Origin of the sequence: Streptomyces sp. NPDC002701 (genome assembly GCF_042889045.1) — a bacterium.
GTDB lineage: Bacteria > Actinomycetota > Actinomycetes > Streptomycetales > Streptomycetaceae > Streptomyces.
Window position 1 is genome coordinate 268,058 of the sequence record NZ_JBIAQL010000007.1, and the last position, 21,329, is coordinate 289,386.

The 21,329-nt window shown below is 70.6% G+C and carries 20 protein-coding genes, 1 tRNA gene and 2 pseudogenes; 5 read left to right on the plus strand and 18 right to left on the minus strand.

Features of this window, described 5'->3' with window-relative positions; genetic code table 11:
• Positions 1-32: 32 nt before the first annotated feature.
• The 6 genes and pseudogenes from ACFYXC_RS21605 to ACFYXC_RS21630 form a co-directional block, all read right to left on the minus strand.
• Positions 33-338 (minus strand): annotated as a pseudogene (locus ACFYXC_RS21605) (DUF4387 domain-containing protein); the annotation flags it as partial.
• Positions 331-1,719, minus strand: a complete 1,389-nt coding sequence (locus tag ACFYXC_RS21610) for an acyclic terpene utilization AtuA family protein (RefSeq protein WP_389553679.1) — start codon at positions 1,717-1,719, stop codon at positions 331-333. The gene ACFYXC_RS21610 and the pseudogene ACFYXC_RS21605, both read right to left, overlap by 8 nt.
• Complete coding sequence (locus tag ACFYXC_RS21615) at positions 1,703-2,824, minus strand: ABC transporter ATP-binding protein (protein WP_389553680.1); 1,122 nt, start codon at positions 2,822-2,824, stop codon at positions 1,703-1,705. Before ACFYXC_RS21615 ends, ACFYXC_RS21610 begins: the two co-directional genes overlap by 17 nt.
• Positions 2,817-4,559 carry an ABC transporter permease gene (locus tag ACFYXC_RS21620; RefSeq protein WP_389553681.1) on the minus strand — a complete coding sequence of 581 codons (1,743 nt, stop codon included), beginning with the start codon at positions 4,557-4,559 and terminating at the stop codon, positions 2,817-2,819. Before ACFYXC_RS21620 ends, ACFYXC_RS21615 begins: the two co-directional genes overlap by 8 nt.
• The gene (locus ACFYXC_RS21625) at positions 4,556-5,677 is read right to left on the minus strand and encodes an ABC transporter substrate-binding protein (protein ID WP_388906120.1); all 1,122 of its coding nucleotides are present in this window, start codon (positions 5,675-5,677) and stop codon (positions 4,556-4,558) included. Before ACFYXC_RS21625 ends, ACFYXC_RS21620 begins: the two co-directional genes overlap by 4 nt.
• 240 nt (positions 5,678-5,917) lie before the next feature.
• Entirely contained in the window at positions 5,918-6,088 is a 171-nt protein-coding gene (locus ACFYXC_RS21630; protein ID WP_389553682.1) for a hypothetical protein, read from the minus strand.
• A gap of 248 nt (positions 6,089-6,336) precedes the next feature.
• Here ACFYXC_RS21630 and ACFYXC_RS21635 point away from each other — a divergent pair, with 248 nt between their 5' ends.
• Positions 6,337-7,056, plus strand: coding sequence for a GntR family transcriptional regulator (locus tag ACFYXC_RS21635; RefSeq protein WP_389553683.1), 720 nt, complete (start codon positions 6,337-6,339; stop codon positions 7,054-7,056).
• A gap of 76 nt (positions 7,057-7,132) precedes the next feature.
• Here ACFYXC_RS21635 and ACFYXC_RS21640 read toward each other — a convergent pair whose 3' ends face one another.
• Complete coding sequence (locus ACFYXC_RS21640; protein ID WP_388906112.1) at positions 7,133-7,549, minus strand: ATP-binding protein; 417 nt, start codon at positions 7,547-7,549, stop codon at positions 7,133-7,135.
• A gap of 212 nt (positions 7,550-7,761) precedes the next feature.
• On the opposite strand from ACFYXC_RS21640, the gene ACFYXC_RS21645 reads away from it, so the two are divergent.
• The gene (locus ACFYXC_RS21645) at positions 7,762-8,097 is read left to right on the plus strand and encodes a YnfA family protein (protein ID WP_389553684.1); all 336 of its coding nucleotides are present in this window, start codon (positions 7,762-7,764) and stop codon (positions 8,095-8,097) included.
• Positions 8,098-8,189: 92 nt separating this feature from the next.
• On the opposite strand, the gene ACFYXC_RS21650 is transcribed toward ACFYXC_RS21645, so the two are convergent.
• The 9 genes and pseudogenes from ACFYXC_RS21650 to ACFYXC_RS21690 form a co-directional block, all read right to left on the minus strand.
• The gene (locus tag ACFYXC_RS21650; protein ID WP_389553685.1) at positions 8,190-9,338 is read right to left on the minus strand and encodes a DUF475 domain-containing protein; all 1,149 of its coding nucleotides are present in this window, start codon (positions 9,336-9,338) and stop codon (positions 8,190-8,192) included.
• A 154-nt stretch (positions 9,339-9,492) separates the two neighbouring features.
• Positions 9,493-11,193 (minus strand): alpha-amylase family protein, encoded by a 1,701-nt coding sequence (locus ACFYXC_RS21655; protein ID WP_389553686.1) that lies wholly within the window; start codon positions 11,191-11,193, stop codon positions 9,493-9,495.
• On the minus strand, positions 11,184-12,188 hold the full coding sequence (locus ACFYXC_RS21660) for a TIGR03885 family FMN-dependent LLM class oxidoreductase (protein ID WP_389553687.1): 1,005 nt from the start codon (positions 12,186-12,188) through the stop codon (positions 11,184-11,186). Before ACFYXC_RS21660 ends, ACFYXC_RS21655 begins: the two co-directional genes overlap by 10 nt.
• A gap of 111 nt (positions 12,189-12,299) precedes the next feature.
• Positions 12,300-13,661, minus strand: coding sequence for an NAD(P)/FAD-dependent oxidoreductase (locus ACFYXC_RS21665; protein ID WP_388906102.1), 1,362 nt, complete (start codon positions 13,659-13,661; stop codon positions 12,300-12,302).
• A 162-nt stretch (positions 13,662-13,823) separates the two neighbouring features.
• A complete protein-coding gene (locus tag ACFYXC_RS21670; RefSeq protein WP_389553688.1) occupies positions 13,824-14,774 on the minus strand; it encodes an SGNH/GDSL hydrolase family protein in 951 nt (316 codons plus the stop codon).
• Between the two features lie 211 nt (positions 14,775-14,985).
• Positions 14,986-15,591, minus strand: a complete 606-nt coding sequence (locus ACFYXC_RS21675) for a tellurite resistance TerB family protein (protein ID WP_388906441.1) — start codon at positions 15,589-15,591, stop codon at positions 14,986-14,988.
• Between the two features lie 132 nt (positions 15,592-15,723).
• Positions 15,724-15,828, minus strand: a pseudogene (locus ACFYXC_RS21680) (FMN reductase (NADPH)); the annotation flags it as partial.
• A gap of 112 nt (positions 15,829-15,940) precedes the next feature.
• Entirely contained in the window at positions 15,941-16,372 is a 432-nt protein-coding gene (locus ACFYXC_RS21685; RefSeq protein ID WP_389553689.1) for an ankyrin repeat domain-containing protein, read from the minus strand.
• Positions 16,373-16,518: 146 nt separating this feature from the next.
• Positions 16,519-16,592 (minus strand) — tRNA-Met (locus tag ACFYXC_RS21690).
• A gap of 657 nt (positions 16,593-17,249) precedes the next feature.
• Here ACFYXC_RS21690 and ACFYXC_RS21695 point away from each other — a divergent pair.
• The 3 genes from ACFYXC_RS21695 (at position 17,250) to ACFYXC_RS21705 (ending at position 19,323) form a co-directional block, all read left to right on the plus strand.
• Positions 17,250-17,849: a cysteine hydrolase family protein gene (locus ACFYXC_RS21695; protein ID WP_388906069.1), complete on the plus strand. Its 600-nt coding sequence runs from the start codon at positions 17,250-17,252 to the stop codon at positions 17,847-17,849.
• 10 nt (positions 17,850-17,859) lie between these two features.
• Positions 17,860-18,768 (plus strand): GlxA family transcriptional regulator, encoded by a 909-nt coding sequence (locus ACFYXC_RS21700; RefSeq protein ID WP_389553690.1) that lies wholly within the window; start codon positions 17,860-17,862, stop codon positions 18,766-18,768.
• Between the two features lie 159 nt (positions 18,769-18,927).
• The gene (locus ACFYXC_RS21705) at positions 18,928-19,323 is read left to right on the plus strand and encodes a ribonuclease domain-containing protein (RefSeq protein ID WP_389553691.1); all 396 of its coding nucleotides are present in this window, start codon (positions 18,928-18,930) and stop codon (positions 19,321-19,323) included.
• 63 nt (positions 19,324-19,386) lie between these two features.
• Here ACFYXC_RS21705 and ACFYXC_RS21710 read toward each other — a convergent pair whose 3' ends face one another.
• The gene (locus tag ACFYXC_RS21710; protein ID WP_388906063.1) at positions 19,387-20,187 is read right to left on the minus strand and encodes an ABC transporter ATP-binding protein; all 801 of its coding nucleotides are present in this window, start codon (positions 20,185-20,187) and stop codon (positions 19,387-19,389) included.
• Positions 20,188-20,320: 133 nt separating this feature from the next.
• A complete protein-coding gene (locus ACFYXC_RS21715; protein WP_388906439.1) occupies positions 20,321-21,295 on the minus strand; it encodes a FecCD family ABC transporter permease in 975 nt (324 codons plus the stop codon).
• Positions 21,296-21,329 lie beyond the last annotated feature (34 nt).

Consider the following 21,329-nt stretch of genomic DNA (forward strand, 5'->3'; position numbering starts at 1 on the left):
CGGGGCCGGCCGGGCACGCGCAGGGCGGCGAGAGGCACGTGGTGCTGGCCGGCGTGGATGTCCCGGTCGCGGGGACCGGCCTGGGCGACGGGACGCGGGAAGGAGATCTTCACGACGTTCAGGGACGGGATGCGGAAGATCTGGACCTGGGCGGCATCCACTCCGTAGAGCTCGGCGACGACCTTCTCGTTGAGGAAGGACGCGTCGGCCGCGATGGCGTAACCGGCGCTGTCCTTCATGAACGTCTCCATCGTGACCCAGAACGGGCCGGCGTTCTTGGAGCGGATCTCGATCGCGTGGTCGGCGAGCACGGACGAGGAGTCGGGACGTTCAGACATGGGAGACCTCACGGGAGTGGTGCGTACGGAACATGCCGGTGGCCGAGTCGACGTCGACGACGTGGTTCAGGACGAACTCGTAGGCCGCGCCGCGTTCGGTCTCGGCCGGTGAGGTGGCGAAGGCGAAGCTGGGCAGGTACTCCATCTCCGGCAGCGGGAGGTGCAGCATGAGGGGGTTGGCGACCTTGGCGATCGCGGTGGCGGTGGCCTGGGAGGGTGCGTTGACGAGGAGCATGACGCCGACCTCCCGGGGCGCGGAGGAGTCGGGGTCCAGGTCTTCGAGAACGGCGTTGTGGCCGTACAGGCGGATGTCCAGCGTGTAGTCGTCGGCCGGCCCGAGGGTCTGTGTGACGCGCTCGGTGAGGACGGTGCGCAACAGCGCGGCCCAGCGGTCGATGTGGGAGACGATGTACGGATCGCGGATGGCGCTGAACGAGACCGTCTCGTAGCCGGTGACGCGGGCGCCCTCCAGTTTGACGGTGTACTGCTCGGCGGGCTCGAAGCGCGAGCCCTCGACGCGTACGCGGCGCTCGTCGAGAGCCGTGTAGGTGGCGTCGGAGACGTCCAGGGTGCCCGCGGGTTCGCGCATCCGGTAGGGGTCGGCCGTCTCGTACAGCATGTGGGCCGCCACCGACGTGGGGGTGCAGACGTTGTCGGCGTCGAGGGGCTCGATCGTGAAACCGTTCTGGTCGACGGTGGCGAAGACGCCGCCGGCCCGGGGGTTCGTGGTGCACTGCCCGCCGCATTCGACGATCTTGGCGGCGTGCCAGGAGGGTCCGGCCGGCATACCGAGCATGAGGGGTACGGCGGCGGCGAGGGCGGTGTCGGTGGCCCGTCCGGCCAGCACGACCTGTGCGCCTGCCCGGATGGCCTCGACGAAGGGTTCGTGGCCCATCATGCCGACGATGTGCGTGCAGCTGTCGAGTGTCTCCGGCCGGAGCGGGCCGTGCGGGGCCAGGGGATGGATCCGTCCGGCGTCCAGTTCCTCCTTGAGGAAGCCGGCCTCCTGCTCGCTGTAGATGCGGGCGATCCGCAGGTCGAGACCTTCCTCCGCCATGATCTGTTCCGCTATTCCGGCGACCCAGTCGACGCCGGAGTCGGTGCCGCTGGTGCCGCAGGAGCCGACGATCAGGGGGATGTTCGCGGTGGCCGCCGCCTTGAGGAGGATGCGCAGGTCACGACTGACGGCGGCCGCGGTGGTCTTGGCGACACCGGAGCCGAGGTAGTGGGGACCCGAGTCGGTGGAGCCGCCGTCGATCGCGATGACGTCGGGGCCGAGTGTCAGGCCCCGCTCGACGGTCTCCGGGGCGAAGCCGGCGCCGAGCATGCCGGACGGCGTCAGGATGCCGACCCGTGCGACGGCTTCAGTGGACGGGGGCATGGTGGTTCTCCTCAGGGGACGGGGCCTCCTCGTGGAAGACGCGGATGTCTTCCGGCGGGAGGCTGACGGTGAGTTCGCCGGCGGTGGCCGGACGCGTGGTCGTCACGATCACGGGGGTGCCGCCGATGCGGATGGTGTAGCGGTAGTGGTCGCCGAGATAGGCCCGGTTGTCGACCTCGGCCGTCAGCGTGCCGGCGGGCGGGTCCGCGTCGCTGCCGCCACCGCTGCGGAGTATGTCGATGTTCTCGGGCCGGATGCAGATACGCACCGCGCCCAGGCGCTTGTCGGTGTGCGGCACGCTCAGCGGCCTGCTGAGGCCCTCCATGCGGATCAGGGCGTGGGTGCCGTCCGCCTCGACGACCGTGGCCGGGAGGATGTTGGCGGTGCCGACGAAGTCGGCGACGAACAGGTCCGCCGGGTGCTCGTAGATCTCGGTGGGGGTGCCGACCTGGCGGACCTTCCCCCGGTCCATGACGGCGACGCGGTCGCTGACGGACAGTGCCTCGTCCTGGTCGTGCGTCACGAAGACGGTGGTGATCCCGACGTGTGACTGCAGGGTCTTGAGCCACTGCCTGGAGCGGTCACGGAGTTTGGCGTCCAGGTTCGAGAAGGGCTCGTCCAGGAGCAGCATGTCGGGCGGGTGGGCGAGGGCACGTGCCAGCGCGACGCGTTGCTGCTGGCCTCCGGACAGTTCGTGGGGGTAGCGGTCGGCGTGGTGGCCCAGTTCGACGAGTTCGAGGACTTCCCGGACGCGTCGGTCGCGCTGTGCCCTGGGGGTCCTGCGGAGCTTGAGGGGGTAGCCCACGTTCTGCGCGACCGACATGTGCGGCCAGATGGCGTAGGACTGGAACACGACGCCGCAATTGCGGTGCTCCGGCTGGACGTCGACGCGTCCGTGGTCGAAGACCACGCGGTCGCCGAAGGCGATGCTGCCCGAGTCGGGCCGGTGCAGGCCGGCGATCGACCACAGGGTGGTGGACTTCCCGCAGCCACTGGGGCCCAGCAGGGTGAAGATCTCGCCGTCCTGGACGGTGAGTGACAGGTCGTGCAGGGCGGTGTGTTCGCCGAACCGCTTGGTGATTCCGTTCAGGTGGAGACTAGGCACGGGGACGCACCCCCAGCAGGGCGCGGCCCGCGCCGAGGACGAGCAGGGTGATGACCATCTGGATGACTCCCAACGCGGCGACGGTCCCGCCGATACTGGTTGCCGCGAGTTGCAGCATGGTGAGGCCGAGCACGGGTGTGTCGTCGGTGACGAGGAACACCGCCGGTTCGGCGTCGTTGAGCATGGCCACGAACAGCAGCACGTACGAGGCGCCCATGGCGGGCGCGACCAGGCGCAGGACGATGGTGCGCATGGCCGTCCACCAGGTGGCTCCAGAGGTGCGGGCGGCGTTGTCGAGATCGGCGCCGATGCCGGCGAGCGCCGGGTAGAAGGCGCTGTAGCCGAGGGCGAGGCTCCGTACGGCGAACGCGATGCCGATGCCCCACAGGCTGGCGCGTACGGCACCCGATTTGTCGAGGAGGGCGAAGCTCCAGAAGAACGCCATGCCGGTGACGAGGGCCGGCATCATGCGCGGCCACAGCATGCCCTGTTGCAGCGAGCCGCGGAAGCGGAAACGGGAGCGGTGGGCGATCACCGACAGAACCGCGATGACCACGGTCGTCAGGGCCCCGCCGACGCCGGCGATCAGCAGGCTGTTGACGATCGACTTGGTGTAGACCGGGTTGTCGGCCACCGCGGAGAAGTTGTCGAGGGTCAGCACGCTCCACGGGGAGATGAAGGGCGACAGGATGGAGGTGAACGCCGCCAGGAAGACGCCGGCCAGGGGTACGAGGACGAAGACGAGCAGGAAGAGCGCGATGGCGGCCGCCATGACCCAGCGTGCGGGACCCAGCTTCAGGATGCGGACGCCGGTGGGTTTCCCCGTGGTGGTGGTGAAGCGGGCCGTGTCCCCGACGAGTCGGTTGCGGAGGACGAGGAGCGCGGAGACGGCGACGAGCAGGAGGACCGCGCCGGCGGACACCAGCCCCTGCTCCGCGTCGTTCACCCAGTGGTCGTAGAGATACGTGGAGATCAGGCTGATCTCGCTGGAGAACCCCAGGATGAGCGGCAGTCCGAGCACTTCCATCGAGAGGGCGAAGACCAGCAGCGCCGCGTTGGTGATCGCGGGCCGCATGAGAGGAAGGCTGACGGACAGCAGGCTGCGCAGCGGACCGGCCCCCGACGTACGGGCGGCGTCCTCCAGCGAGGGGTCGATCGACAGCAGCGTGCCGCGGCACAGCAGGAAGACCGTGGGAGAGGCCACGCTCATGGCGACCAGCGCCATGCCGGGAATGCTGTAGAGAGTGACCGGCATGCTCAGGAAGGTGTGGGCCTCCAGCCACGAGTTGGCGAATCCCGCCGGGGTCCACATGGCGGCCCACCCGACGATGAGCACCAGTCCGGGCAGGGCGACCGGGACGAGCAGGAACGTCGTCAGGACACGTCGTCCGGGAATGTCGGTGCGGGTGAGGAGCAGCGCGCACGCCACGCCGACCAGGATCGATCCGGCGGTGTTGAGCGCGGCGAACAGCACCGAGTTGGTGACCGCGGTCCACCAGCCGCGGTCGGTGAGCAGCGTGTGGAAGTTGTCCCAGGTCGGATGCCCGCCCGACTCGTACAGAGGGGTGGACCACAGCGAGGCGGCCACGACCGGCACGACGGGTCCCACGATGACCAGGAGCGCGAGTGCCCACAGGATGTAGTGGCTTGCCCCGGTGGACGGCCACCGTCGCCGCCGGCGCACCGGTGGCGGAGGGGTGCGGGCCGGGGGCGGCCGCAGTGAGGTGGCGCTCATCGGCCGTACGCCTTCTTCCAGCGGGCCACGATGGACGGTTTGTTCTTGACGATGTCCTTCGGGTAACCGCCGAGCATCAGGTTGCCGGCGCCGACGGCCGCCTCGACCGCGGGCAGCCCGTAGGGGCACTCGACTCCGTCGCGGTACGGGGTGAAACCGCCTTCGCAGGCGGCCTGTTGTCCTTCGACCGACAGCAGGAAGTTCACGAAGAGCTTTCCGGCGTCGGGTGATGCCGCTTTCCTGGTGACGGCGACGGCCCTCGGAAGCAGTGGGGTTCCGTCCGTCAGGTACGTGTAGTCGAGGATCTTCGCCGCTTCCTGCCCCTCGATCAGCGCGCGGACCGAGCCGGCCACGAAGTACGTGGCCTGGTACTGCCCCTGTGCCAGCTTCTGCATCAGGCTGCCGTTGCCCGACTCGACTCCGGTGTTCGGGCCCAGCGCCTCTATGTTCCGCCAGCCCGCGTCGCCGTGTTCGGCGGTGTAGCTGCTGACGGCGCCGAAGGACTGGGAGTTGCTGATGTCCGTGGTCCCGATCTTCCCCTTGAGGGACTTGGACAGCTCGGCGAGGGACTTGAGGTCCTTGGGCTGCTTGTCCTCGGGAAGGAGCGCGGTGTTGTACACGGCGACGAGCGGGTCCTCGGACATGGCGGCCACGCCGGGGGCGAGCCGGGCGTACTCGGGGAGGTGCTGGAGGTTGGGGTCGGTGTGGTCGAGGACGTTGCCCTTGTCGACGAAGTTCAGCACCTCCACCGCGTCGCTGGCCATGACGACGTCCGCGGTACGGACACCTGTGGCGGACTCCGTGGCATAGCGCTGGAAGGTCTGGGTGTCGTTCATGTTCAGCACGCGCACCTCGATGCCGGCGTACTTCGCCTCGAACGCCTTGGTGACCGGTGCCATCTGGTCGGCGTCCGCGTTGGTGTAGAGGAGGACGGATCCCTGCTTCTCGGCCCTGGCCACCGTGGCCGCGTCGAGTGGGGTGACGGGCGCCGCCTTGCCCACGTCGACCGTGGACGTCGGTGCCGCCGGCCCGTCGGAGCCCGTGGACCCTCCGCAGGCGGTCAGCACGACCGCGCAGGCGGCCGCCAGGACGCAGGACCTGGGGAGCGAGATCATCATTGATCCTCCACTATTTGCTATAGCGCCAGAGCCGTAGGAGAACGCGTGAGGCGCACAGGGGTTTCAGGGCCAGGAGACAGCGCGACCTGCCGCGAGCACAGCGGCGACTGCGGCGCGACGCTGCATTCTCGTGTGTCATCGGTGCCGAGTGCCGTGTCTGCACCGATGGCAAGGATGGTATTTGCTACAGCATGAAAGTCAACAGGTCTGGGTGGTGCAGCAGCCGGTATCCGGTGGGCGTCAGGTCGAGGAGCCTGCCCGCGCGGCGGGCCTCGTGGCGGGGGTCGTCCATCGCCACGCCGACCTCGACCCGGCGAAGCCGAGAGCCGAGATCAACAGGCGCCTGATACCGGGGTCGTCATCGATGACCAGCACCCGGTCGGTGGTGCCCGGTGCGTCGACGGCGTTCATACGTACTCCTTGTACGGGCGGGGCGGGCTGCCCGACGGCCACCGCTTCCGCCGGCAGGGCGGCTGCGGGGCGCGTCCCGGCACCGGCTCGGTGGTCCGGTGACCCGGGAATGGAACCGCTGTCCTCTACCCCTCGTTGGGAGGGGTCGAGGTCCTGATCCTGTTCGGCGGACTTCACGGCGGCCCCGCCGTGAACCTGAGGGTTTCTTGACGGTTGACAAGCATGCTGTAGCAAATACCATGTTGTCCATGGCTCTGCTCCCCCAGCTCCCGTCACCGGTCACCCTCGGAGATCAGGCGTACGCCGCCATCCACGAGGCGATCGTCACGGGAGCCCTGAAGCGTGGGGAGAAGGTCACCGAACGGGGCCTGGCCGAGTCTCTCGACATCAGCGCGACCCCCGTCCGTGAAGCGCTCCGGCGCCTGGAGCAGGACCGCCTGGTGGAACGGACGGGGCCGAGGTCGGTCCGCATCGCACAGTTCGGCGAGGAGGAGCTGCGCGAGTTCACCATGATGGAGGACGCACTGCGGGCCCTCGCCGCCCGGCTGGCCGCGGAGAAGTCGACGGCGGCCCAGCGGCGCGAGATGTCCGACTGCCTGGACGAGGCGGACACGCTGCGCGGCCGCCTGCACGACGCCGCGCCGGGGACCGGGGCGGAGCGGGACCTCGTCCTGGAGATCCAGGGGCTCATGCGGCACTTCCACATGCTGGTGGACCGGGCCAGCGGCAACGCGACGCTCGTCCAGATGCTGCGCACCGTCGACGCCTTCGGTTCGGAGGAGCGGCGTAACAGCATCCTGTCCGAGGTGCGCGGCGAACACGCGAAGGTCGTCGACGAGCGGTACCGGCAGCACCGCGTCATCTTCGAGGCCATCGCCGCGGGCAACGGGGAGCGGGCCGAAGAGCTGATGCGGGCCCACAGCCACACCTCGAACATCTCCCGGATCGCGACGCGCTTCCCGAACTGACGCGCTCGGGCCCGGCCCTGGCCGGTGCCGGCTCGACCCGGCGCCGGCCCGGCCCGGGCGCCGGTTCCGTCCGGCCTCAGGCCGTGGTGTCGTCCGTGGGGGTGTCGGACAGGGCGATGCGGGCCGTGATGCGTTTGCCGACCGGCTCCCGGTGGATCCGGAGGTCCTGGGCCACGGCCTTGACGATCTCCAGACCGTGCTGACCGATCCGGCCGGGATCGGCGACGCGGGCCTCGGGAACCGTCGGGTCGCTGTCCCAGACGACGACCTCCACGATCTCGTGGGTGAGGCACAGCTCCAGCCGGACGGGGCCAGGGGCGTATTTGCAGGCGTTGGTGACCAGTTCGCTCACCACCAGCTGCGTCAGGTCCATCGCGCGGGCCGTCACGGACGCGTGCCGGTCCGCGCGGGCCCGCTCGAGGAAGGCGGTGGCGTGGTCGCGGGCATCGGCGATACAGCCGTCGTGCCCACCTGTGGCAAAGCTGGTCCGCATCAGGTGTCCATCGGTCCCCGTACAGCCGTCACCGTCGTCGTGGGATCCCACCGGCATCGTCCTCATTCCCCGTTCACGAGCGCTCCGATACCCGCGGTCCCGCCATTCATGCATCGTACAAGTGTGCTGTGTGGCACAACTGCCGGGGTGCGGCGGGCCGCGCGGGGTACGCCGGCCGGGGGTGACCTGCCGCGCGGGTAGGGTCGGCCGGTATGACCGTCGCTCGTTCCGTCGCCCTGTTCGTCGTCGCCGCCCTGTTCGAGATCGGCGGCGCCTGGCTGGTGTGGCAGGGCGTCCGCGAGCACCGGGGCCGGCTCTGGATCGGCGCCGGTGTCATCGCTCTCGGCCTCTACGGGGTGGTGGCCACCTTCCAGTCCGAGGACCACTTCGGGCGCGTCCTCGCCGCGTACGGCGGGATCTTCGTCGCGGGATCGATCGCCTGGGGCATGGTCGCCGACGGCTACCGCCCCGACCGCTACGACGTCGTCGGCGCGCTGGTCTGTCTGGCGGGCATGGCCGTGATCATGTACGCCCCGCGCCCGCACTGACCCCGCGCCGCCGTGCCGGTCAGCACCGGGGTGACGTCAGGCCCGCCGTGACGCGGGGGCGGACCTGACGTCGGAGCGGACCTGACGCCGGTTCAGGAGCCGGTCGTGACCCCGGTCCTGTCCCGGTCCGAGCCGGCCGTGTCTCCCGAACCGTGGGCGAGTGCCTTGTTCCGGCGGACGGAGGACCAGAAGGACGCGCCGATCAGGATCACGCCGACGAGCCCGGTGATCACCTCGTTGATCTCGTACTGGATGGTGACCAGGAGGATGACCGAGAGGGCGCCGATCGCGTAGTGGGCGCCGTGCTCCAGGTAGACGTAGTCGTCGAGGGTGCCCTGGCGGACCAGATACACCGTCAGCGACCGGACGTACATCGCGCCGGTGCCCAGGCCCAGTGCCATCACGACGATGTCGTTGGTGATGGCGAAGGCGCCGATCACTCCGTCGAAGGAGAAGGACGCGTCGAGGACCTCCAGGTAGAGGAACATGAAGAACGCGGCCTTGCCGGCCAGGGCGACCGCCGACCGTGGTCCGCCGTGCTCGGCTGCGCCCTGCGCCTCCCGCTCACGCTCCTCGTCCTCCTCGATCCTGGTCTCGAAGTGTCCGGACAGGCCCCTGACGAGCATGTAGGTGATCAGGCCCGCGATGCCGGACAGCAGGACCGTCTCCGCCTTGTCGGCGTGCACGCCACCGTGCTGGTGGGCATGGGCCCCGAAGGTCAGGGCGGCGCCGAGCAGCACGACCAGGGCGAGGCAGACCGACAGCATGTCGACCCTGCCCAGCCTGGCCAGCGGACGCTCGATCCAGGTGAGCCACTTGATCTCCCGGTCCTCGAAGACGAAGTCCAGGAAGATCATCAGCAAAAAGACGCCACCGAAGGCGGCGATCGACGGGTGGGCGTCGGTCACCAGTTGCTGGTAACGGTCCTTGTCCGTGAGGGCCAGGTCGACGGCCTCGACCGGGCCCATGGAGGCGCTGACCGCCACGATGACGACGGGAAAGACCAGACGCATGCCGAACACGGCGATGAGGACGCCGATCGTGAGGAAGATCTTCTGCCAGAAGGGGTTCATCTTCTTCAGGATCCCGGCGTTGACCACCGCGTTGTCGAACGACAGGGAGATCTCGAGGACGGCGAGGATGGCCACGAGCCCGAACGCCTGCCACCCCCCGTAGAAGACCGCTGCGACCAGGGCGAACGCGGTGACCGCGAACGACCAGCGGAAGGTTTTCAGAAGCACTGATACCTCGTCGTGTGGTGAGGGCCGCGGGCCCTCGTGGTGCGTGTGAGTAGGAGGTGAACGCTGCCGGGCACGTCGATGGTACGCACGGGGCTCTCGCCGCTCGTGCGGGGACTCGTGCCTGTACCCGGCTGACGTCGGTCTGCGGCGGGCGTCAGTCGGCAACCACCCTTTCGGGGTCGTCGGCCGGGGTCCCCACGCGCAGCCAGCGGTATCCGTAGGCGGGCAGTTCCACCGGGAAGAGGCCGTCGTCGGGCACGGTGAGACCGGCGTGGCCTTGGTCCAGCAGGTCCGTCAGCCTCCCGCCGGGCCCGGCCTCGGACAGCCGCAGCCGTACGGTGACCGGCCGGTCGGCGAAGTTGTGCACCGCGAGGACCGTCCCGTCGGACGTGCAGCCGACATGCGCCAGGACCGCGCTCTCCCCCGTCTCCACCAGCCGGTACTCGCCCCAGGCCAGTTCGGGGGCCTCCCGGTAGCGCTCGGCGAACAGCCGGATCCGGGTCAGCAGCGAGCCAGGATCGCGGCTCTGCTCGTACACGTTGACGTTCTTGCCGCCGAACGTGCCCTCCACCAGTGGATTCGGGAAGGTGTCCGGGTCGGCGGTGGAGAAGCCCGCCCCCGCCTCCGGCGTCCACTGCATGGGCGAGCGCACGGCCTGCCGTCCCTCGGCCGCCAGGTTCTCCCCCATGCCGATCTCCTCGCCGTAGAAGAGCACGGGGGTGCCGGGCAGGGTGAACAGCAGGCTGTAGGCGAGTTCGACGCGGCGCCGGTCGCCGTCGACCATGGGCGGAAGCCTGCGGCGCAGCCCCCGGTCGTAGAGCTGCATGTCCTTCTCCGGGCCGAAGGCCGCGAACACCTCGGCCCGTTCGTCGTCGCTCAGCTTGTCGAGGGTGAGTTCGTCGTGGTTGCGCACGAACGTGGCCCACTGGGCGTCCCGCGGGGCGTCGGGGCGCTCCCGCAGTGTCTCGGCGAGCGGCCGCGCGTCCTGGCGGGCCATCGACAGGTACATCTGCTGCATCCCGACGAAGTCGAAGCACATGGTCAGTTCGTCGCCGCGGTCCGAGTCGGGGTCGCCGAAGAACCGGGTGAGGCCGTCATAGGGCAGGTTGACCTCGCCGAGCAGCACCGACTCGCCGTTGCGGCGGCCGAGGAAGGCGCGCAGGTCGGCGAGGTACTCGTGCGGGTCCGGCAGCGCGTCGGCGTCGGCCTGCCCGTCGGTCTCCAGCAGGAAGGGCACGGCGTCGACCCGGAACCCGGACAGCCCCAGCTGTGTCCAGAACCCCATGATGCGGGCTATCTCGTCGCGGACCTCGGGGTTGGCGACGTTGAGGTCGGGCTGCTGCTTGTAGAACCGGTGCAGGTAGTACTGGCCGCTGCCCTCGTCGTACTCCCACAGGCTGTCCTCCGCGTCGGGGAAGACCACGCCCTCGGGCCCGTCCTCGGGCGGCTCGTCCGCCCAGACGTACCAGTCGCGGTAGGCGGAGTCGCGGCTGGAGCGGGCGTCCTTGAACCAGGGGTGCTCCACGGACGTGTGGTTGACGACCAGGTCGGCGATGACCCGGATACCGCGGTCCCGGGCGGTGCGGACGAACTCGGTGAAGTCCCCGAGGGTGCCGAGCCGGGGGTCGACCCCGTAGAAGTCCGTGATGTCGTACCCGTCGTCGCGCTCCCGCGTCGGGTAGAAGGGCATCAGCCACACGCAGGTCACGCCCAGGCGCACCAGGTGGTCGATGCGCTGGGTGAGGCCCGCGAAGTCGCCGGTCCCGTCACCGTTGCCGTCCTGGTACGTCTCGACGTCCAGGCAGTACACCACCGCGTTCTTCCACCACAGGTCGGACGTACGGGTCAGACGCATCGGAACTCCTTGGCGGTGGCGGGAAGGGGGCGGGTGACGTCGAGCCGCGGCAGTACCTCGGACCCGAACGCGTCGATGAACCGGCGTTGTTCGCGGCCCACGTGATGGAGCATCACCGCGTCGAAGCCCAGCTCGGCGTACTCCTGGAGCCAGGCGGTGTGCCGGCCCAGGTCGGAGGAGATGTTGACGGTGCCGGCCACCTGTTCGGGGCTGACGTGCTCGCTGACGATGTCGAACAGTTCCGGCGAGTCCAGGTCCCAACTGACCGGGGGCGCGAACACGTTGGAGCGCCACTGGTCGTACGCCAGCGCGGCGGCCTCCTCCTCGTCGGGCGCCCAGCTCAGGTGCACCTGGAGGTGCAGCGGGCCACGGCCGCCCGCGTCGCGGTACGCGCCGATGATCTCGCGCAGCCGCTCCCGCGGGGCGTTGACCGTGATCAGGCCGTCCGCCCACTGCGCGCACCAGGCCGCGGTGGCGGTGCTGCAGGCGGCTCCGATCAGCGGCGGGACCTCGGGCGGGCGGGTCCACAGCCGGGCCCGGTCCACGGTCACCAGCCCGTCGTGGCTGACCTCCTCGCCCTCCAGCAGCGCGCGGATGATGTCGACGCACTCGCGCAGCCGGGCGTTGCGGATGTCCTTGCGGGGCCAGCCGTCGCCCGTGATGTGCTCGTTCGACGCCTCACCGCTGCCGAGCGCCGCCCAGAACCGGCCCGGGTACATCGCCGCGAGACTGGCGATGCCCTGCGCGACGATCGCGGGATGGTAGCGCTGGCCGGGAGCGTTCACGACGCCGAACGGCACCTGGCCGGTGGCCTGGAGGGCGGATCCGAGCCAGGACCAGGCGAACCCGGACTCCCCCTGGCGGACGCTCCAGGGCGAGAAGTGGTCCGAGCACATGGCGGCGGTGAAGCCCGCGTGTTCCGCGTGCACGACGGCGTCCAGCAGGTCCGCGGGCGGCACCTGTTCGTGCGAGGCGTGGATTCCATAGGCAGTCATGCCATGCCGGGTACCCTCGGACGCCCTCCAGGCTGCTGAAATTTCGCGGCGATCTGGAACGAGAACCGCAAGGAGGGGGCGCCCCGCCGGCCCGCCCCCCGTGCGCCCCCGTCATCCGGCCGCGGTGCGCTCCCGGATCTGTTCCGGCGTCAGGTACGCGTTCGTGTACTCGAAGTCCCGCAGTGTCGCGGGCGTCCGGGACTGGAACCCGGTGCGTACGAAATCGTCGCCGGCCAGACTGTTCAGCACCCAGTTCGTCGCCACCCTGGCCTTCGCCACGCTGGTGCGCAGCGCCGCCCAGTGGTAGCCGCGGGCGGCGACCAGGGCGGGCACGCCGCGCAGTTCGACACCGAGCGGCTTGGACACGGCGTCGAGACCGCCGAGGTCGACGACGAGTCCCAGGTCCTTGTGGACGTACGGCGTCATCCGCTGTCCGCGCAGTGCGGCGATGACGTTGTCGGCGACGTGCTTGCCCTGGCGCATCGCGTGCTGGGCGGTCGGCGGGCAGACGGCGCCGTCCACGTCCTTGGCCTCGTCCGGCACGGCGGCGGCGTCGCCGAGCGCGAACACGCCGTCGTGGCCGGGCAGGCACATCTCCGAGGTGACCGCCAGCCGCCCCTTGACGGTCTCGGCGCCCAGGGTGGCGATGAGCGGGCTCGCCGCGACGCCGGCGGTCCAGATCAGTGTGTGGGTCGGGACGACCCGGCCGTCGGTGAAGGTGACCTCCTCGGGGCCGGCCTTCTCGATGGACACGCCGAGCGAGACCTCGATGCCCCGCCTGCGCAGGATGTCCTGGGCGCTCTTTCCGAGTTTGTCGCCCAGTTCGGGCATCAGCTTCGGCGCGATGTCGATCAGGTGCCACTTGATCAGCCGCGGGTCGAGACGCGGGTAGCGTTTGACGGCGTTGTGCGTCAGGCGCTGCAGGCAGGCGGCGGTCTCGGTGCCCGCGTAGCCTCCGCCGACCACCACGAACTGCAGCCGCGCGGCCCGTTCGGCCTCGTCGTGGCTGGCGTCGGCGATGTCGAGCTGCGAGATCACGTGGTCGCGGACGTACGCGGCCTCGGCGAGGGTCTTCATACCGCGGGCGTTGTCGGCGAGCCCCGGGATGTCGAAGGTGCGGGTGACGCTTCCCGGCGCCAGCACGATCTGGTCGTACCGTTCGTTGACGATCTCGCCCGTGATCTTGCGGACGACGCAGACCTTGGCCTTCACGTCCACGCCGATGGCACCGCCGGGAATGATGCGGGTGCGGTACCTGCGGCTGCGGCGCAGTGACACCGCGATCGACTGCGGCGTCAGCACTCCCGAGGCGACCTGCGGCAGCAGGGGCAGGTAGAGCTGGTAGGAGAACGGTGTCACCAGCGCCAGTTCGGCCTCGTCGGGTCCCAGTTTGCGCTCCAGGCGGCGGACGCACTCCACTCCCGCGAAGCCCGCTCCCACCACCAGAATCTTCGGTCGTACCACGTTGTCCATCCCTTCACCGGCGCGCTCTTTCGGGCTTCCCTCAGTGCCCTCTGCCCCTGAGTTCCCTCATCGCACATGGTGATCCCTCAACGAGACGAGCGGCCGTACCTCCTTGGACCGGCGAGTCGGCCCGCCGTCCCCGTCGCGGGCCGCTCGGACACGGACGGTCCGTCAGTGGCCGTGCCTCTCGGGCAGGTGCTTCAGCACGGCGCGTGCCATGGCTTCCTCGCCCTTGGCGTTGGGGTGCGCCGGGGCCGCGGGCGAGGCCGGCTGCATCGGTTCGATCCAGCGGACCGCCGGGGCCTTGCACATGTCGTGCCCGATCGTCGGCCCGTACGTGTCGACGTATCCGGCTCCGTTCAGCCGCGCCACCGCCCGCATCATCAGGTTGAGGCGCTTGCCGGTGTCCCGCAGGTAGGGGAAGTCCTTCGCCGCGAACGGCACCGAGGGGTAGCAGCCGCTGCCGTCCTCCGGGAGGAGATCCGGATAGCCGACGACGAGCACGCGGGCGTGCGGCGCTCTGGCGTGCACGGCTCGCAGCACGCGGGCTATTTTCGGCGCGGTCTGGAGGATCTTCAGCGTCAGCCTGTCGGCCCCGGACGGTGAGGTGTAGTGGCGTTGGCACGGGTTTCCCGCCAGGTCCTGCGGAGCGAGCTGGGCGCAGGTGGCGATGATGGAGCCGAAGCCGATGTCGTTGCCGCCGATCTGCACGGTCACCAGGTCGGTGCCCCGCCGCAGGGCGTTCAGCTGCGGAGGGTTGGTCCCCTGGGTCTTCCACATCTGCTCGGTCGTGGCACCGCCGCAGCTCACGTCCTTGAACGTGGACACCGCGCGCTCCGCGGCGACCAGTGAGGGGTAGTTGTGGTCGGAGCGGGCGCAGTCCGCGTCCACCTGCTGCGGGATCCCCGGTCCCGAGGTGTAGGAGTCGCCCAGCGCGACGTAGTCCGTGCCCCTGCCGTGACTGCCGCCGCGTCCGTCACCCCGTCCGTCTCCGTGTGCCGCGACGGGTGCCGCCGACGCGACGACGAGGACGCAGCCGCTGACGGCGGCGGCCACGGCGGTCGCCCGGCGACGTTTCGGCGCGGTCCTGCCGTACTGGCCGTACTGGGTGCGACGGTTCATCGTGGTTCCCCTCCGGGTCCGGGACGGCGCGTGACGCGACTTGTATACCGGCCGGTTCACCACGGGGCCAGAGGGATGCGGCTGCCGTCCGCGGCCGTGCGGGGGCCGGGCGCGCGGTTCCCCGCGCCCCTGAACAGCGGGGGCCGCGCCCCGACTGTTCGTCTCTCGGGGGCGCGGGGAACTCGCGCCCGGCGAAGGGGACCCGGTGGTGTCAGATGCCGAACTCCGTCGGCGAGAGGCCGAGCGTGGTGCAGGCGTCACGGATGGCGTACTGCTCGGACGCCTCGAAGTGCCCGTCGGCGCCCGCGACCACGATGCCCGTCTGGATGACCGCGCGGGCCTCGGCCGGCTTCTTGGCCGCCTTGGCGATCTCCCGCAGCGCCTCGGCCTTGCCCTGCTCGAAGTTGGCGGTGAGCCGGTCCACATGCTGGTTGAAGCGCTGACGGAGCTGGTCCGCGGGGAAGTTCTGCAGCACCTCGTTTGAGACGATCAGCTCCTCCACGCGCTGCCTCTCCGCGGGCTCCACGTATCCGTCGGCGGCGGCCACCAGGGCGCACATCGCCATGCTGGCGTCCCGGTAGGCACCGCTCTTGAGCTCGGTCTTCACCGACGCGAGCTGGGTCTTGAACAGCCCGATCAGCTGGGCCTTGGAGCCACCCGATGAGCCGCTGGAGGACGAGCCCTGTGCGTGGCCGTGCTGTGCCTGTCCGGCCGCGCCGTACCCCTGTCCGGTGTGCGCCTGCCCCGTCCCTCCCCTGCCGCTCCGGGACTGCTGGAGGTTCTTGGCCTGGTCCTTGAGCCGGTCGAACATCGCCACTACTGCCACCTCGGCTTCTGCTGATACCTGTACGCGGTCTGTCGGTTGAACGGCTGCCGCGTCCGGAGGATTCCCGATTGGCAAAGGTAACGTAAAAAGATCATGTGTATGGCCGGGATGGGCCGATCCGGACTACCCCGCGGGCGTCAGGACCGTCGTGCGGCCGCCCAGGGCGGCGGAGAACCGGTCCGTGACCTGGGCGAGGGCCTCCGCGGCGCCCGGCGCGACGGTCAGCGGCCAATCATGGTCAACCTGCCCCGCCTGTACGCGCTTTCGGCGGCGGACGAGGCATGACACCAGGAGCGGACCGGCGTCGCACGGCGGGTGCGGGCCGGCGTCCGACGGCGGGTCAGGTGGCCGGGACGTGCGGCCGGGCGCCCGCGGCGAGCAGCGTGGCGACCGTGTCGGCGTAGGACCCTCTCGTCGCCCACTCGACCGGGGAACGGCCCGTGCCGTGGTCCTCGCGGAGATCGGGGTCGGCGCCGTGGGCGAGCAGCGCGACCACCGTTTCGGTGTGCCCCCAGCACGCGGCCGCGCACAGGGGGGTGCCTTCCGAGCCGTGGCCGCTCTCGGTGTCGGGCAGGGCCCCGGCCGTCAGCAGGCACAGCACGTTGTCCGTGGCTCCGTGGACCGACGCGGCGTAGAGAGGTGTGGTGCCCTCGGTGTCGGGTGTGTTCGGGCAGGCGCCGGCGCGCAGGAGGGAGGTGATCCGGGCTCTGTCGCCGAAGGTCGCCGCGCTGACGAGACGCGCCGTCAGCTTCTTCTGCCGCCGTCTGTTCACAGTGGATCAGCTTAACCAGCCGGTGGCCGGACTCCTGCTGCCGGAGCACGAGTTCGCGTACCTCGCCGGGCGGCTCCCGCCGGTCACCTGCCTCGTCCGTGGGACGCAAGAGGGTCCGGATCATGTGATCCGGACCCTCTTCGCAGTAGCGGGGACAGGATTTGAACCTGCGACCTCTGGGTTATGAGCCCAGCGAGCTACCGAGCTGCTCCACCCCGCGGCGATGTCTCCTACCGTACGCCATCATCCAGGGCCCTCATGACCACCCCGCCGCCGTGGCGGTGCCCGGACGTCCGGACAGCCGTGATCGAGCCGCTGACGCGGGTGGCGGAGAGGGCGCCCGCATGCCGGGGGCGGCGGCCGCCGTCCTGTGTCCGCGATGGCGGCGGCCGCCGGCGCGAGGACTCGTGTCATCCCCTGACGCGTGTCCTCGCGCGGAATCGTCCCGACGGCACTTGGGGCGCGCGGGAGTACGCCCCGACTCGAAGGCCGCAAGGACGAGGGACCGGGCCCCGCGCGAAACCTCGCGGGAAGCGGGCTCCGGATTCCCCGATGGCGTGGTGGGCTCGGCGGACCCGGGGGCTGGGGGCCGGAAGACGGGCCCGCCTCGGCAGGGTTCGAACGGTCGCCTGTGAGGTGCCCGGTTCTTCTGTCCGAGATCCTAGGACGTGGCCGGTACGAGACAAGAACGTGTTTCAGCCCACCACGGACGGGACGGGCCGGACCGTATGGTCGGGCGTGCGGCACACCGGCTCCGTCCTGCCACTCCGGTCACGGCCCGGACCGGCTCCAGCCATGGCCGTGCTGACCGGATCGGTCCGCTGCCGGACCCGATGAGGCATGTCGCCGCCCGCCTCCCGTGGCGCAGACTCGGGGCATGACCCGAGCACTGATCGTCATCGATGTCCAGGAGTCCTTCCGCGCACGTCCGCTGTGGTCGGTGATCTCCGACCCGAAGATCGCCGGCCAGGTGAACCGGCTGGTCCGGCTCGCACGGGAGGCCGGGGACCTGGTGGTGTGGGTACTGCACAGCGAACCCGGCAGCGGCGGCGTCTTCGACCCGGCCCTGGGCCATGTCCGGCTCCTGGAGGAGCTGACCCGGGCGGAGGACGAGCCGCTGATCCACAAGACCTCCCACAACGCGTTCACCACGACCAACCTGCAGCAGCTGCTCACCGAACGCGGTGTCCGCGAGCTCACCGTCTGCGGCATCCGCACCGAGCAGTGCGTGGAGACCACCGCGCGCGTCGCCGCCGACCTCGGCTACGGGGTCACCTTCGTCACCGACGCGACCGCGACCGACCCCGTCCCGCACCGCGACGCGCCCGCCGGCCGGAGCGTCGCCGAACTGCTCGCCGACCCTCGTACGCTCTCCGCCGACGAGGTGATCAGGCGTACCGAGTACGCACTCGCCGGACGCTTCGCCACCATCGCGACGGTCGACCAGCTGGAGGCCGCGGCGGGACGTCGGGCATGATGACCGGATCGTGAGCCACATCGTCTTCTTCCTGGTGCCCGGAGTCCACCTGCTGGACCTGGCCGGCCCCGCGCAGGTCTTCTCCACGGCGGCCGACTTCGGGCACCCCTACACGCTCTCCTACGTCGCCGAGCGGCCGCGGGTCCCGACCGCGCAGGGACTGCCGCTGGAGGCCGGGACCGACTGGCCCGCGCTCGGACCCGAGGACCTCGTCCTGGTGCCCGGCTGGCGGGCGGGCACGCTGGCCGACAGCCCCGCGATCGGCGCCAAGCCCCTTCAGCTCCTGAGGGAACACCACACCAGGGGCGGGACGGTGGCCAGTGTCTGCGCCGGGGCCGAGGCGCTCGGCCTGGCCGGCCTGCTCGACGGCCGCCGCTGCACCACCCACCACGACGTGCAGGACGAGTTGGCCCTGCGCCACCCGCGGGCGACGGTCGTGCGGGACGTGCTGTTCACCACCGACGACCGGGTGATCACCTCGGCCGGCATCGCCAGCGGCATCGACCTGGCCCTGCACCTGGTCGCGGGCCGGCACGGTCCGGCGGTCGCCGCCCGGGTGGCCCGGGAGATGGTCGTCTACGCCCGCCGCAACGGCCACGAACCGCAGTCCAGCGCGATGCTCCGCCACCGTTCCCACCTCGACGACACCGTGCACCGGGCCCAGGACCTCATCGACGACCGCTTCGACGAGACGCTCCCCCTGCCCGCCCTGGCCTCGGCCGTCGGGGTCAGCGAGCGCACCCTCACGCGTCTGTTCGGCCGCGCGACCGGACTCACACCCCTGCGCTACCAGCAGGCCCTGCGACTGGAGCGCGCCCAGCACCTCATCGACCACGGCGCCACGGTGGACGCCGCCGCCCGCTCCGTGGGTTTCGAGGATCCGCGCATGCTGCGCCGCCTGCGTGCCCGTACGGCCTGACCGCCGTGTCGTCCCAGGGCTCCGGGCACCGCACCGCGTCAGGTGGACGACATCGGGTGAACGACGTCGGGTGAACGTCCTTCGAACGCCTCGTGCGCCGCCGTGAAAGTCTTGCGGTGTCATTGACCTGCCAGCTTCTACGCGCGTCATCATGACGGCATGAGACTCCCCCCACGGATCACTCGCATCGGCGCCGCGGCCGCCGTCCTGTCCGCCCTCCTCGTCGGCGGAACGGTCACCGCCGAGGCCGCGGACACGTCCGCCGCGGCCGTCGGCAGCGTCTGCTACGGCAGCCTGCCGTCCCAGGCACACGACACGCTGGACCTGATCGAGCAGGGCGGCCCCTACCCCTACTCGCAGGACGGCAGCGTCTTCCAGAACCGGGAGGGCATCCTCCCCGGACAGTCCACGGGCTACTACCACGAGTACACGGTGGTCACGCCCGGTTCCTCCACGCGCGGCGCCCGTCGCATCGTCACCGGTGAGGAGTACCGGGAGGACTACTACACGTCCGACCACTACGCCTCGTTCAGGCTCGTCAACTACAGCTGCTGATCGGTGCGTACCGACCGGTCCTCGGGGCCCCGGCCGACGCGGCCGGGGCCCCCGTCGGTCCGGTCAGCGGTCCGCGGGTTCGGGCGTCCGGCCGGGTGACAGCGGCCGGGCCGCGTACGTGATGCGGACGACGCCGTCCGCGTGCCTGCGCGTGTCCCCCCGCACACCGAACACCTCGCACAGCAGATCCGGTGTCAGGACCTCCAGGACCGGGCCCGCCGCGACCACCGTGCCCTCGTCGAGCACGACGAGGTGGTCACAGAGCCGTGCCGCCAGGTCGAGGTCGTGCAGGACCGCCAGAGTGGTGATCCCGGTGCTGCGGATCAGGTCCAGGAGCTCGAACCGGGCGCGGATGTCCAGGTGGTTGGTGAGTTCGTCCAGGACCAGGAGCCGTGGCCGCTGGGCGAGCGCGCGCGCCAGCAGGACACGCTGGCGCTCGCCGCCGGACAAAGTCGCGTACTCCCGGTCCGCGAAGGGCCCGACGCCACAGCGGTCGATCGCCTCGGCGACGGCCCGGTGGTCCTCGGCGCCGTCCCGGCCCAGCAGGCCGTGATGCGGCGTACGTCCCAGGGCGACGATCTCGGTCACCCGCAGGCCGGTCGTCGTACCGGCGTCCTGGAGCACGGCCGCGGTGCGGCAGGCCGCCGTACGGGAGGACAGTGCCCATACGTCGTCGCCGCCCACCCGGACCACTCCGCCGGCCGGCCGCAGCGAGCGGTAGACCGTACGCAACAGGGTGGACTTGCCACTGCCGTTGGGGCCCACGAGCCCGACGACGTCGCCCTCGGCCGCCTCCAGGTGCACATCCTGGAGGATCGGTTTGCGGTCCAGGGCGACATGGAGGTGCTCCACGGTCAGTTTCATACGGGTCCGGCCCTCGTCGCGGTCTCAGTGGTCTCGTGCGGTCTCGGTGGTCTTGTGCGGTCTCGGTGATCCCAGTGCTCGGAGCGGTCCCAGTGCTCGAAGCGGTCGCAGTGTTTCTGCGGGGCACCGGACCTCACCCGGCGTCCAGGCCCTTGTTGCGGCGCAGCAGCCACAGGAAGAAGGGGGCGCCGAGCAGGGCAGTGAGGATGCCGAGCGGCAGTTCGTTGGGGCGGGTGAGGGTGCGGGAGAGCAGGTCGACGGCGACCAGGTAGACGGCGCCGAGGAGCGCGGTCAGGGGCAACAGCCTGCGGTGGTCGGCGCCGGTCGTGAGGCGGACCAGGTGCGGGATCATCAGGCCGACGAAACCGACACCGCCCGCGACGGCGATGACGGTGCCGGTGAGCAGGGCACTGATCACCAGCAGCACCGCGCGCAGCCGGTTGACGTCCACACCGAGGGCGGTGGCCGACTCGTCGCCGGCCAGCAGGGCGTTGAGCCGCCGGCCGAACAGGGTGAGCAGGACGGTGCTCGCCACGACCACCACCGTGACCGTGGGCAGTTGGTCCCACTGGGCGCCGGCGACACTGCCGAGCATCCAGAACATCACGGTACGCAGCTCGGTGGGCGTCGCCAGCAGCTGGACGAAGCTGGTCAGCGACAGGAGGACGTAGCCGACGGCCACCCCGGCCAGGACGAGCCGGGTGGGGGCCAGGCGGCCCCGGCGCTGCCCGAGGGCGAACACCAGGGCCCCCGCCGCCAGGGCACCGGCGAACGCCGCACCGGACACACCGAGTCCGCCGAGTCCGCCGAGCGCGGCACCGCCGAGGGTGATGACCAGTACGGCGCCCAGGGAGGCACCGTAGGAGAAGCCCAGCACGACCGGGTCGGCGAGGGGGTTGGAGACCAGGGTCTGCAGGACCGCGCCGGCGACGGCCAGGCCCGCGCCGACCAGGGCGGCCAGGGCGACGCGGGGTGCCCTGAAGGTCCAGACGATCTGGTCCAGGGCCGGGTCGCCGGTGGCGCCGCGGCCGGTGACGTGGTGCAGGAGGACGGTCCACACGTCGGTGACGGGGATGGTGACCGCTCCGACGCTCACCGCCACCACCATGACGGCGACGAGGAGGACCAGCAGTCCGCAGAGC

What these genes read in the sequence shown, in the direction of transcription:
- ACFYXC_RS21610 (WP_389553679.1), bottom strand. Translation starts at nt 1,719, where the DNA reads ATGCCCCCGTCCACTGAAGCCGTCGCACGGGTCGGCATCCTGACGCCG.
- ACFYXC_RS21620 (WP_389553681.1), bottom strand. Translation starts at nt 4,559, where the DNA reads ATGAGCGCCACCTCACTGCGGCCGCCCCCGGCCCGCACCCCTCCGCCA.
- ACFYXC_RS21625 (WP_388906120.1), bottom strand. Translation starts at nt 5,677, where the DNA reads ATGATGATCTCGCTCCCCAGGTCCTGCGTCCTGGCGGCCGCCTGCGCG.
- ACFYXC_RS21630 (WP_389553682.1), bottom strand. Translation starts at nt 6,088, where the DNA reads ATGAACGCCGTCGACGCACCGGGCACCACCGACCGGGTGCTGGTCATC.
- ACFYXC_RS21635 (WP_389553683.1), top strand. Translation starts at nt 6,337, where the DNA reads ATGGCTCTGCTCCCCCAGCTCCCGTCACCGGTCACCCTCGGAGATCAG.
- ACFYXC_RS21640 (WP_388906112.1), bottom strand. Translation starts at nt 7,549, where the DNA reads ATGCGGACCAGCTTTGCCACAGGTGGGCACGACGGCTGTATCGCCGAT.
- ACFYXC_RS21645 (WP_389553684.1), top strand. Translation starts at nt 7,762, where the DNA reads ATGACCGTCGCTCGTTCCGTCGCCCTGTTCGTCGTCGCCGCCCTGTTC.
- ACFYXC_RS21655 (WP_389553686.1), bottom strand. Translation starts at nt 11,193, where the DNA reads ATGCGTCTGACCCGTACGTCCGACCTGTGGTGGAAGAACGCGGTGGTG.
- ACFYXC_RS21660 (WP_389553687.1), bottom strand. Translation starts at nt 12,188, where the DNA reads ATGACTGCCTATGGAATCCACGCCTCGCACGAACAGGTGCCGCCCGCG.
- ACFYXC_RS21665 (WP_388906102.1), bottom strand. Translation starts at nt 13,661, where the DNA reads ATGGACAACGTGGTACGACCGAAGATTCTGGTGGTGGGAGCGGGCTTC.
- ACFYXC_RS21670 (WP_389553688.1), bottom strand. Translation starts at nt 14,774, where the DNA reads ATGAACCGTCGCACCCAGTACGGCCAGTACGGCAGGACCGCGCCGAAA.
- ACFYXC_RS21695 (WP_388906069.1), top strand. Translation starts at nt 17,250, where the DNA reads ATGACCCGAGCACTGATCGTCATCGATGTCCAGGAGTCCTTCCGCGCA.
- ACFYXC_RS21705 (WP_389553691.1), top strand. Translation starts at nt 18,928, where the DNA reads ATGAGACTCCCCCCACGGATCACTCGCATCGGCGCCGCGGCCGCCGTC.
- ACFYXC_RS21710 (WP_388906063.1), bottom strand. Translation starts at nt 20,187, where the DNA reads ATGAAACTGACCGTGGAGCACCTCCATGTCGCCCTGGACCGCAAACCG.
- ACFYXC_RS21715 (WP_388906439.1), bottom strand. Translation starts at nt 21,295, where the DNA reads ATGGTGGTGGCGGTGAGCGTCGGAGCGGTCACCATCCCCGTCACCGAC.